This is a genomic window from Kitasatospora sp. NPDC093806 (assembly GCF_040683335.1).
Classification (GTDB): domain Bacteria; phylum Actinomycetota; class Actinomycetes; order Streptomycetales; family Streptomycetaceae; genus Kitasatospora.
In genome coordinates this window covers 87,207-98,391 of sequence record NZ_JBFBDO010000019.1, presented here as the reverse complement: position 1 = coordinate 98,391, position 11,185 = coordinate 87,207, and the positions used below count along the sequence as shown (strand labels likewise).

Here is an 11,185-nt window from a genome sequence, read left to right as displayed (position 1 = left end):
CCGCCCCCGCCGGCCGCGGTCGGCGGTGAGCGGCTGGGGCTCCCGGGGGTCCAGGTGAACCCGCTGGCGGGCGCCCCGGCGGCGCCGCCGGCCTGGCCGGTCGGCGTCGGCGCGACGCTCTCGCCCTCCTCGACCAGCTTCCCGACCGGGGTGACCTTGCCGGCCGCCGCGAAGCCCCAGTCCAGCAGGGCGGCCGTCTCGTCGTACACCTTCTGGTAGGTGGACGGGTGCATGACCGTCACCAGCAGGGTGCGGCCGCCCCGTTCGGCGGCGCCGACGAAGGTGGAGCCGGCGTTGGTGGTGAAACCGTTCTTCACCCCGATCAGACCGGGGTACTTGCCGAGCAGGCGGTCGGTGTTGGCGATCCCGAAGCTGCCGCGCTGCCCGGTGTTCTTGTCCACCGCGCCCGGGAACATCGCGTCCCGGGTCGCGCAGTACATCCGGAAGTCCGGGTTGCGCAGCCCGGCCCGGGCGAACAGCGTCAGGTCGTACGCCGAGGACAGCTGGCCGTCCGAGTCGTAGCCGTCCGGCGAGACCACCCTGGTGTCCCGGGCCTGGAGCGCCTCCGCCCGGGCCTGCATCTCGGTGACGGTCTGCTGGACCCCGCCGTTCATGTGCGCCAGGACGTGCACCGCGTCGTTCCCGGAGCTCAGGAACACCCCGCGCCAGAGGTCCTCGACCCGGTACTCCAGGTCCTCCTTGATCCCGACCAGGCTGCTGCCCGCGCCGATCCCCTGGATCTCCTCCGGCGCCACCTTGTGCACGGTGTTCCGGTCGAACTTGGGCAGCACGGTGTCCGCGAACAGGATCTTCAGGGTCGAGGCCGGGGCCAGCCGCAGATGCGGATTGCTCGCCGCCAGCACCTCCCCTGACGTCGCGTCGGCGACTATCCAGGACTGCCCGGTCAGATCCCCCGGCAGGGCCGGGGCGCCCGCCAGCGGGTTCACCTGGACCCCCGGGAGCCCCAGCCGCTCACCGCCGACCGCGGCCGGCGGGGGCGGCGGCTCGTACGGGACCGCGACGGCCGCCGGGGCGACGAGGAGGAGCGGGAGGGCCGCGGCCGGCGCGGCGAGCAGACGTGCGAGCTTCGAGCGAGTGAGCACCAGCAGACGGTACCCAGTCCGGGCCCCCGCCGTCCCCCACTCCGGCCCGCTCCGTCGCAGGAGGGGGCCGCCGTACTCCGAACGGACGCCCGCGCATACTGGGGGAGCACACCGTCTTCACCTCCCCGCCCCACCTCACGTCGCTCCACCGAGGACCACCCCATGAAGCTCAGCCGCCGCACCTCCTGGTTCCTGACCGCCTTCGGCGTCTGGTCCATGATCATCTGGACCACCTTCGTCAAGAACCTCTGGAAGGACTCCGGCGGCCAGGCGTTCGTGAACGGCGACCACTCCCAGCCCACCGCCTTCTTCTGGGTGCACCTGCTGCTCGCCGTCACCTCCTTCGCCCTCGGCATCGCGGTCGGCTCCGTCGGCGTCCGCGGCCTGCGCGCGAGCCGCCGGGAGCCGGCCGCCGGCTGACGCGGCTTTACCCGGTTGCCGGGCGGCCCGGCGCACTGGCAGGATCCCCCCGCTCGATCGCAATCGAATCTTCCTTCGCACCAAGGGGTGGGGTACCTCATGAAGCCTGCGCACCTGCGCCGACTCGGCGGAGCCGCCGTCGTCGCCATGGCGGCCGGCCTGCTCGCCGCACCGGCCGCCGTCGCCGACGGGACCGGCCTCCAGGTCACCGGGACCACCGCGTCCCCGCAGCCCCGGATCGCCTCCGAGGGCGTCGTCACCGACGCCTGCGACGCGACCACCACACCCGGCTGGATCGGCCGGACCATCGACGGCCCGACCCTCAAGGCCACCGTCGCCTCGGACACCACCGGCACCCTCTCCGCCCGCTTCTCGGTCCGCGACCTCACCGCGCCCGACACCGCCGCGTTCAGCGCCGTCCGCGAGGCCGCCGCCTGGAACAAGGAGGCGACCACCGTCGTCCCCGGCCTGGTCGACGGCCACAGCTACGCCTGGAACGTCCGCGCCCTCCAGGGCCACAAGATCTCCGCGGCCTCCCCGGACTGCCACTTCAAGGTCGACCTGACCAGCGCCCAGCCCACCGTCTCCTCCCCGGACTTCCCGCCGTCGGGCTCCGGCCAGAAGCCGACCAAGTACGCGGGCGAGCTCGCCACCTTCGTCTTCACGGGCAGTGACCCGGCTCCGGCCGCCGGCGGGGAGGCCTCCGGCCTCGCCTGCTTCCGGTACGCCTTCAACGACGCCACCCAGTTGGCCGGCGGCGGTTGTGGCGCCGACAGTGTGAAGCCCGCCGCGGACGGCACCGCCACCCTCAACCTGAAGGTGCAGGAGTGGGGGACGAACCAGCTCTACGTCCAGGCGGTCGACAACGCGGGCAACGTCAGCTTCAAGACCACCTACGACTTCTACGCCCCCTGGGACCCGCGCCCCAAGCCGAGCGCCCTCGGTGACGTCGATGGTGACGCCGTCCCGGACATCCTGTTGCCGGACACCGCCGGCAACCTCCAGATCATCAGCGGCCGGGCAAACGACACCACCCCGTCCTCGGTCATCCCGGCCAACCGGGCACCCGGGGCCGTCAAGAACTGGAACAACTACCAGGTTCTGCACCGTGGCTGGAGCGGAGCGCCGGCCGACGACCTGATCATCCGGGAGAACGGCAGGGACGCCGTCTACAGCTTCATGAACCAGTACGGCACCGGCGACTTCCGCCGTGCTTCCGCTGTGCTGGTCTACTGGCCGGACTGCGGCTTCGACGACTGCCCGGCGGGCTACGGCACCGGCTGGAAGGACGCGCAGCAGCAGCTGCTCATCGGCGCGGTGGGCGCGAGGCCCGAGCTGTCGGGCCTGCTCACGCTGCAGAACGGTGACCTCTGGGTCGCGCAGGCCGGAGTCCTGAACTACTCCGACCCCCAGCGACTCACCACCGGCGGTCTCTGGACCGGCTACGACCTGATCGCCCCCGGCGCCGACGCCGCCGGGAACCTCGCCCTCTGGGCGCGCGAGCGGGCCAACGGCGCGCTGCACGTGTACGCGATCCCGAAGCAGGCCGACGGCACGTTCGACTACTCCGCCCTGGCCGATCCGTCGGCCGGTGTGGTGGCCACCGGCTTCACCGTGGGCGCCTACCCGACCCTGGGAAGCCAGGGTGACCTCGACGGGGACGGCACCGCGGACCTCTGGGCCGTCACCGCCGACCGGCACCTGGTGACCTACAGCGGGTTCGCCGAGCCGAAGGACCTCGGCGTGCTGCGCTGACCCCCGGCAGCACGAAGGCCCCGTCCGATCGGACGGGGCCTTCGTCGTGTGCCGTGGCTCAGAAGCGGCGGGTGACCAGCGCCCGCTTCACTTCCTGGATCGCCTTGGTGACCTCGATGCCACGCGGGCAGGCCTCCGAGCAGTTGAAGGTGGTCCGGCAGCGCCAGACGCCCTCACGGTCGTTCAGGATCTCCAGCCGCTGCTCCGCACCCTCGTCGCGCGAGTCGAAGATGAAGCGGTGCGCGTTGACGATCGCGGCCGGGCCGAAGTACTGGCCGTCGTTCCAGAAGACCGGGCAGGACGACGTGCACGCGGCGCACAGGATGCACTTGGTGGTGTCGTCGAAGCGCTCGCGGTCCTCGGCGGACTGCAGGCGCTCGCGGGTCGGGTCGTTCCCCTTGGTGATGAGGAACGGCATGACGTCCTTGTACGCCTGGAAGAACGGGTCCATGTCCACGACCAGGTCCTTGAGGACCGTGAGGCCCTTGATGGCCTCGATCGTGATCGGCTTCTCCGGGTTGACGTCCTTGATCAGGGTCTTGCACGCCAGCCGGTTGCGGCCGTTGATCCGCATGGCGTCGGAGCCGCAGATGCCGTGGGCGCAGGAACGGCGGTAGGTGAGGGTGCCGTCCTGCTCCCACTTGACCTTGTTGAGCGCGTCCAGGACGCGCTCCTTCGGGTCCATCTCCAGCTGGTAGTCGACCCACACCGGGTCCGGGTGCTCCTCCGGGTTGAACCGGCGGATCCGGAAGGTGACGGTGATCAGCTTGGTGCCACCGGCCTCGACCGCGTCCAGAGCGGCCGAGTGCTTCTCCATGGTCGGAGTGCTCATCAGTACTTACGCTCCATCGGCTGGTAGCGGGTCGTGACGACCGGCTTGTAGTCGAGGCGGATGGAGGTGGTGCCGTCCTCGGCAACCTCCTGGTACGCCATGGTGTGCTGCATGAACTTCACGTCGTCACGGGTCGGGAAGTCCTCGCGGTAGTGACCGCCGCGCGACTCCTCGCGGGCGAGCGCGGAGACCGCCAGGACCTCGGCCAGGTCGAGCAGGTTGCCCAGCTCGACGGCCTCCAGCAGGTCCGTGTTGTAACGGAAGCCCTTGTCCTGGATGGCGACGTTCTTGTACCGCTCGCGCAGCGCGGCGATGTCCTCGACCGCCTGCTTCAGGGTGGCACCGGTGCGGTAGACCATGGCGTTGGTGTCCATGGTCTCCTGCAGCTCCTTGCGGATCTGCGCCACGGACTCGGTGCCGGTGGACTCGCGCAGGCCGTCGACCAGGGCCTGGACCTTCTCGGCCGGGTTCTCGGGCAGCTCGGTGAAGCCCACCGTCTGCGCGTAGTCGGCGGCGGCGATGCCCGCGCGCTTGCCGAAGACGTTGATGTCCAGCAGCGAGTTGGTGCCCAGGCGGTTGGCGCCGTGCACGGACACGCAGGCGACCTCGCCGGCCGCGTACAGGCCGGGGACGACGTCGGTGTTGTTGCGCAGGACCTCACCCTCGACGTTGGTCGGGATGCCGCCCATGGCGTAGTGCGCGGTGGGCTGGATCGGGATCGGGTCCGTGTAGGGCTCGATGCCGAGGTAGGTGCGCGCGAACTCGGTGATGTCCGGCAGCTTGGCGTCCAGCTGCTCCGGCGGCAGGTGGGTGAGGTCCAGGTAGACGTGGTCGCCGTCCGGACCGCAGCCGCGGCCTTCGCGGATCTCGGTGTAGATCGCGCGGGAGCAGACGTCACGGGACGCGAGGTCCTTCATGACGGGGGCGTAGCGCTCCATGAAGCGCTCGCCGTCCTTGTTGCGCAGGATGCCGCCCTCGCCGCGGGCGCCCTCGGTGAGCAGGATGCCCATGCGCCAGATGCCCGTCGGGTGGAACTGGAAGAACTCCATGTCCTCCAGCGGCAGGCCGCGGCGGTAGACCAGGGCCTGGCCGTCACCGGTGAGGGTGTGGGCGTTGGAGGAGACCTTGAAGAACTTGCCGGTGCCGCCGGAGGCGAAGACGACCGACTTGGCCTGGAAGACGTGGATCTCGCCGGTGGCCAGCTCGTAGGCGACGACGCCGGCCGTCTTGCCCTCGTTGATCAGCAGGTCGAGGACGTAGAACTCGTTGAAGAACTCGACGCCGTGCTTGACGCAGTTCTGGAACAGCGTCTGGAGGATCATGTGGCCGGTGCGGTCGGCCGCGTAGCAGGACCGGCGGACCGGGGCCTCGCCGTGGTTGCGGGAGTGACCGCCGAAACGGCGCTGGTCGATCCGGCCCTGCTCGGTGCGGGAGAAGGGGAGACCCATCTTCTCCAGGTCGAGGACGGCGTCGATGGCCTCCTTGCACATGATCTCGGCGGCGTCCTGGTCGACCAGGTAGTCACCACCCTTGACCGTGTCGAAGGTGTGCCACTCCCAGTTGTCCTCCTCGACGTTGGCGAGGGCGGCGCACATGCCGCCCTGGGCCGCGCCGGTGTGGGACCGGGTGGGGTAGAGCTTGGTCAGGACGGCGGTGCGGCTGCGCTGCGTCGACTCGATGGCGGCGCGCATGCCGGCGCCGCCGGCGCCGACGATGACGGTGTCGTACTGGTGAATCTGCATGGGGGGTTAACTCGCCTCTGGCCTCTGCCGATTTCCGATTGGATGCTGTCGGCTTTAGATGTTGGGGTCGAAGGTGAAGATCACCAGGGTGCCCAGCAGCACGGTGAACACCGTGGCGGTCCCCATGAGCCCCTTCAGCCAGAGCCGCGTCGAGTCCTTCTCGGCGTAGTCGTTGATGACCTGACGCATGCCGTTGGCGCCGTGGAGCATGGCCAGCCAGAGCATCGTGAGGTCCCAGGCCTGCCAGAACGGCGAGGCCCAGCGGCCGGCCACGAAGGCGAAGCCGATCTTGGACACGCCGCCGTCGAGGACCAGCATGATCAGCAGGTGCCCGAGGATCAGGACCACCAGGACGATGCCGGACAGGCGCATGAAGAGCCAGGCCAGCATCTCGAAGTTGGTCCGGGTGCGGCGCGGGGTCTTCTTGGTCCGCTGGCGGGCCGGCTCGATCACGAAGGCGTCGGCCGGGTTGCCGGTGCCGAGACCCTTGCCGGTGTGCGCCTGGGCGGACGGGACCACCAGAGCGTCGGAGATTTCCGTGGACATGTCTCAGATCACTTCCCGAACCAGGAGGTCAGCGTGTGCTGCAGGATCGGGTAGAAGGCGCCCGCCATCAGGACGACCCAGACCCCGACCACGGACCAGAGCATCTGCTTCTGGTACTTCGGGCCCTTGGACCAGAAGTCCACGGCCACGACGCGAAGGCCGTTCAGAGCGTGGAACAGGATGGCGGCCACCAGGCCGTACTCCATCAGGTTCACGAGCGGCGTCTTGTACGTCTGGATGACGGTGTCGTACGCCTCGGGCGACACCCGCACCAGCGCGGTGTCCAGGACATGGGCGAACAGGAAGAAGAAGATGAGGACGCCGGTGACTCGATGAGCCACCCAGCTCCACATGCCTTCCCGGCCGCGGTACAGCGTTCCAGCCGGCACGGAAAAACCCTCCGGAAGCGATTGGGGGCTCGGCCGGCTTCGGTGTCGGTCAGCCCGGCCGGGTACGGTCCACCGGCCGCGAGCATCCTATCGACGCGCTGTGAGGAACCGCCTCCGGGGGGCCGAGGTGTGATCAATCAGGCACGACTGGCCTAGTTGGACGGGAACCGGCGGCCGAATCGCGACGGAGCGTGACCGCGCGTACGCGCTACGGTGGCGGACCCCGTCCGCCGCCGACACCCTGCCGAGGCCACCGTGCCACACCCCGCGCCGCATCCCGCGCGACACTCCGCGTCCCGCGCCCGCGCCGTTCCGACCGCCCTCGCCGTCCTGTTCCTCGCCGCCGGCTGCGGCGCGCCCGGGAGCGGCTCGGCCGACCGGGCGCCGGACGGCCGTCCGGCCCGCGAGCTGTCCGCCGCCGAGCTGCGCGCCGCCGCGGTGACCGACGCGGACCTCGGCCCCGGGTTCACCGTGACGGTGGTGAACCCGGGCCACGGCGAGACCGGCCCGGGCGCCGGGCGGGAGGTGGCCGACAAGCCCGTCTGCCAGCCGCTGCTGGACGCGGTCACCCCGGCGGGCGCGGCGGTGGGGGCGACGGTCGGACCGGGGCAGGCGACGCCGTACGCGGAGACCGACCTGGGCGTGGCGCAGGCCGCCGACCCGGCGGGCAGCCTCTACGGCGGGCTGCTCGGCTACCGGGGCGACCGGGCGGAGCGGCTGCGGGCGGAGCTTGAGGGGCTGTTCGGCCCGTGCGCGGAGTTCGTCTCGACCTCGCCGCCGCCCCCGGCCGAGAAGGGCAAGGGAGTCGGTCCGACCCGGACCCGGCACCGGCTGAGCCGGAACGACACGCCCACCCCCGAGGGAGCCGACGGGGCGACCGGATTCACCCTGACGAATGAATCGGGTTCGGCGGTGCTGGCCCAGCGTGCGGTGCTGGCGCGGGTCGGACCGGCGCTGGTGGTGTTCAGCACGGTGGGGGTCGGCGCCGAGCCGGCCCCGGCGCCGGACGAGCGGGTCGTCCGGCGCCAGGTGGCCAAGCTGCGTGCGGCCCAGCGGGGCTGAGGTGCCGGCTGGGAGTGGATCAGCGGGCCCCGGCCTCCGAATGGGTGGCGACCAGGTGCTCCAGACGGGTGAGGGCGATCCGGCGCAGCTCGTCGGCGGCGACCAGGCGCTCCTCGTCGGGGTCGTTGGCGAGTCGGGTGCGGATCGAGCTGAGGACGGTGTCGAGCATCTCCTCGGGCGCGATGCCCTCCAGGCAGACCACGAACACGTGGCCGTACCTCGCCTCGTACGCGGCGTGGGCCGCCCGGAGCGCGGTGTGCGCCGCCTGGCTGCCGGGTGCGCGCATGCCCAGGAGCGGCTGCGGCATCCAGCTCTCGTCCGCCAGCGCCTCGGCCAGGTCGGCCGGACGCAGGTCGTACGAGGCCTCGCTGGCGGCGGCCAGCAGGGACTCTATGTCGGGGTAGGGGCGGTGGGCGGTGAGCCGCAAGGCCCACCGGTGGCTGCCGCAGCAGGCCAACAGGGCCTCCTCGGCGGCTCCGGCGTCGGCCTCGTTGAAGCGGTGCAACCCGAGGAGGGTCGGCTCATTGCGGGGATCGAGCCGCTGTGACGGGATGTCGCTGGCCAGCGGGTCCTCCTCGTGAGGGCGGGAAGGGGCCGGTGAAGTGGCGGGTGAAGTGGCGGTGAAGTCAGGTGAAGTATGAGGCTGCGGAACGGCGTCCAACGCCCGTCCGACTGCGGCTCAACGGTAGTTGAGCCGTCATCAGTTGGGGAGGGCGCACGCGGATTTCATCCGAACGAGCTATCAAGTTGTGACGTTGACACCTCGGTGTCAGCGCCCTCCCCGTCTTCATCTGCTACGACGTCCCGTCTCCGGCGTCGCTCCCGTCAGCGGCGCGTCACGAGCACTTCGTCCCGGCGGCCGGCAGCGTGCCCTCGGTGAGGTACGCGGCGTAGGCGGCGTCGATGCAGCCGTTGTCCTTGCCGAAGGCGCCGTGCCCCTCGCCGACCCGGGTCAGCAGGGTGGCGTTGGCGAAGCCCTTGGCGAGCGACTCGGCGGCCGCGTACGGGGTGGCCGGGTCACCAGTGGAGCCGACCACCAGGATCGGGGCGGCGCCCTCGGCCCGGACGGTGTGCGGCTTCTCGGGCGTCTTGAACGGCCAGCTCACGCAGGAGCCCTCGTTGAAGTCCTCCACGGTGACGTCCTTGCTGAACAGCGGCGCCTCCTGCTTGAGCTTCTGCACGGCCGCCTGCGCCTGCTCGGGGGTCGGGGCCGCCGAGGCGCCGTCAGCGCAGCGGATCGCGACGCGGGACTCCTCCTCCGCGCTGTAGTGGCCCTTCTCGTCGCGGCCGTTGGACTCGTCGGCGAGCAGCAGGAAGAGGTTGCCCTGGCCGAGCTTCATCCCCTCGATGAGGGTGTATCGCAGCGCCTGCCAGGCGGTCTTCTCGTCGCCGTAGAGGACGTGCGTGACCGCGGTCCAGGCGAGGCTGCTGCCGACCTTCCGGCCGTCCTTGGTGGCCAGCGGCTTGTTGCGCAGGCCGTCGAGGAAGTCGGCGGCCTTCTTGGCGGCCTTGCTGGAGGACTTGCCGAGCGGGCACTCGTCGGCGTGGTTCTCGACGCAGTCGACGGCGAAGCGCTCGAAGGACTTCTCGAAGCCGATGATCTGGTCGATGTTGCTGTCGAGGTTGCCCTGGGCCGGGTCGACGGCGGCGTCGAGGATCATCCGCCCGGTGCTCTTCGGGAACTCCTCGGCGTAGATGGCGCCGAGGTAGGTGCCGTAGGAGATGCCCAGGTAGTTGAGCTTCTGGTCGCCGACGGCGGCGCGCAGCACGTCCAGGTCGCGGGCGGTGTTGCGGGTGCCGACGAAGGGCAGCAGCTTGCCGGACTTGGCCTGGCAGGCGGCGATGAAGTCGGCCCGGTGCTTCTCCGCCTGAGCCTTGGCCTCCGCCGGGTCCTCCGGACCGTCCTCGGCGTTGAGCGCGTCGCGCTGCTTGTCGTCCAGGCAGGACACCGGGGAGCTCTCGCCGGTGCCGCGCGGGTCGAAACCGACGATGTCGAAGCGGTTGTGCAGGGTGCCTTCGAACTGCTTTTCGCCGAACTTGACTGTCTCCACGCCGGAGCCGCCCGGGCCGCCCGGGTTGACCATCAGCGAGCCGAGCTTCTGGTCCTGCTTGGCGGCCGGGTTCTTGATCAGCGCGAGGTCGATGGCCTCGCCGGACGGGTTGGTGTAGTCGAGCGGCACGTGCAGCTTGCCGCACTTCATCAGGGAGATGTCGATCTTCGCCTCGGCCGCCTTGGCGTCCGGCGGGCAGGCGGCCCAGGTGATCTGCTGGCCGTAGAACGGCTTGAGCGCCGGGTCGTCGGCGCCGGTGGGCTTGACCGTCGGGGTGGGCGTCGGCGTCGCGGTCGGGGTGGCGGCGGCCGAGGTGGCGGCGGCGGACGGCGCGGCGGCGGCCTGGTCCTGGGCCGGCTTCTTGTCCCCGTTGCAGGCGGTGGTGAGGAGGAGGGTGCCGGCCGCGAGGGCGGTCAGCAGCAAGCGCGGGCGGGCGGCCCGATGAATCTTCATCGCACGTATGTACCACTCGGGGGTGACAGTTCGGATGCTGACCCCCCTTCGGGCCGCCCGCCGGGGAGGCGCTACCGGGTCAGAGCTCCCGGTGCACCTTGTGGTTGGCCGCCTGGGCGCGCGGGCGGACCACCAGCAGGTCGATGTTGACGTGCGAGGGCCGGGTGACCGTCCAGGCGACGGTGTCCGCGATGTCCTCGGAGGTGAGCGGTTCGGCGACGCCCGCGTACACCGCGGCCGCCTTGTCCTCGTCGCCGCGGAAGCGGGTCACCGCGAAGCCCTCGGACTTCACCATGCCCGGGGCGATCTCGATCACCCGGATGGGCTCCCCGCACAGCTCCAGCCGCAGCGTCGCGGCGATGGTGTGCGCGGCGTGCTTGGCCGCGACGTAGCCGCCGCCGCCCTCGTACGCGGCCAGCGCGGCGGTCGAGGAGAGCACCAGCACCGTGCCGTCCCCGCTCGCCCGCAGGGCCGGCAGCAGCGCCTGGGTCACGTGCAGCACGCCGAGCACGTTCACCTGGTACATGGCCATCCAGTCGGCCGGGTCGCCGTGCTCGACGGTCTCCGCGCCGATCGCCCCGCCGGCGTTGTTGACCAGCACGTCCACCCGGCCGACCGCGGCCGCGAAGGCGTCCACGGCGGCCCGGTCGGTCACGTCGAGGGTGTACGCGCGGCCGCCGATCTCCTTGGCCAGCGCCTCGATCCGGTCGGTCCGGCGGGCGGTCAGCACCACGTCGAAGCCCTCGGCGGCGAGGCGGCGGGCGGTCGCCGCGCCGATCCCGCTGCTCGCGCCGGTGACGACGGCCACCTTCTGCTCGGTCATTGCCACTCC

General features: G+C 71.1%; 11 protein-coding genes. 3 read left to right on the top strand and 8 right to left on the bottom strand.

Going from position 1 to position 11,185, the window contains the following annotated elements; all coding sequences use genetic code 11:
* Nucleotides 1–1,103, bottom strand: a 1,103-nt coding sequence (locus AB0N76_RS13080) for a D-alanyl-D-alanine carboxypeptidase (RefSeq protein ID WP_363556285.1), incomplete at its 3' end; no start/stop codon positions are given.
* Nucleotides 1,104–1,265: 162 nt separating this feature from the next.
* Here AB0N76_RS13080 and AB0N76_RS13075 point away from each other — a divergent pair.
* Nucleotides 1,266–1,523: a hypothetical protein gene (locus AB0N76_RS13075; RefSeq protein WP_363556283.1), complete on the top strand. Its 258-nt coding sequence runs from the start codon at nt 1,266–1,268 to the stop codon at nt 1,521–1,523.
* Nucleotides 1,524–1,622: 99 nt separating this feature from the next.
* Entirely contained in the window at nt 1,623–3,278 is a 1,656-nt protein-coding gene (locus AB0N76_RS13070; RefSeq protein ID WP_363556281.1) for a hypothetical protein, read from the top strand.
* Nucleotides 3,279–3,336: 58 nt separating this feature from the next.
* On the opposite strand, the gene AB0N76_RS13065 is transcribed toward AB0N76_RS13070, so the two are convergent.
* The 4 genes from AB0N76_RS13065 to sdhC are packed head-to-tail and all read right to left on the bottom strand — an operon-like array spanning nt 3,337 to nt 6,787.
* On the bottom strand, nt 3,337–4,110 hold the full coding sequence (locus AB0N76_RS13065; protein ID WP_363556279.1) for a succinate dehydrogenase iron-sulfur subunit: 774 nt from the start codon (nt 4,108–4,110) through the stop codon (nt 3,337–3,339).
* Complete coding sequence (sdhA, locus tag AB0N76_RS13060) at nt 4,110–5,852, bottom strand: succinate dehydrogenase flavoprotein subunit (protein WP_363556277.1); 1,743 nt, start codon at nt 5,850–5,852, stop codon at nt 4,110–4,112. Before sdhA ends, AB0N76_RS13065 begins: the two co-directional genes overlap by 1 nt.
* 54 nt (nt 5,853–5,906) lie before the next feature.
* Nucleotides 5,907–6,398: a succinate dehydrogenase hydrophobic membrane anchor subunit gene (locus tag AB0N76_RS13055; RefSeq protein WP_363556275.1), complete on the bottom strand. Its 492-nt coding sequence runs from the start codon at nt 6,396–6,398 to the stop codon at nt 5,907–5,909.
* Between the two features lie 8 nt (nt 6,399–6,406).
* Entirely contained in the window at nt 6,407–6,787 is a 381-nt protein-coding gene (gene sdhC / locus AB0N76_RS13050; RefSeq protein ID WP_093861779.1) for a succinate dehydrogenase, cytochrome b556 subunit, read from the bottom strand.
* A 255-nt stretch (nt 6,788–7,042) separates the two neighbouring features.
* Between sdhC and AB0N76_RS13045 the strand changes: the two genes are divergently transcribed.
* Entirely contained in the window at nt 7,043–7,849 is an 807-nt protein-coding gene (locus tag AB0N76_RS13045; protein WP_363556273.1) for a hypothetical protein, read from the top strand.
* Nucleotides 7,850–7,868: 19 nt separating this feature from the next.
* On the opposite strand, the gene AB0N76_RS13040 is transcribed toward AB0N76_RS13045, so the two are convergent.
* The 3 genes from AB0N76_RS13040 to AB0N76_RS13030 form a co-directional block, all read right to left on the bottom strand.
* Nucleotides 7,869–8,354 carry a 2-oxo-4-hydroxy-4-carboxy-5-ureidoimidazoline decarboxylase gene (locus tag AB0N76_RS13040; protein WP_363556271.1) on the bottom strand — a complete coding sequence of 162 codons (486 nt, stop codon included), beginning with the start codon at nt 8,352–8,354 and terminating at the stop codon, nt 7,869–7,871.
* Between the two features lie 331 nt (nt 8,355–8,685).
* On the bottom strand, nt 8,686–10,353 hold the full coding sequence (locus tag AB0N76_RS13035) for an alpha/beta hydrolase (protein WP_363556269.1): 1,668 nt from the start codon (nt 10,351–10,353) through the stop codon (nt 8,686–8,688).
* Nucleotides 10,354–10,432: 79 nt separating this feature from the next.
* A complete protein-coding gene (locus tag AB0N76_RS13030) occupies nt 10,433–11,176 on the bottom strand; it encodes an SDR family oxidoreductase (RefSeq protein ID WP_363556267.1) in 744 nt (247 codons plus the stop codon).
* Between the last annotated feature and the right edge of the window lie 9 nt (nt 11,177–11,185).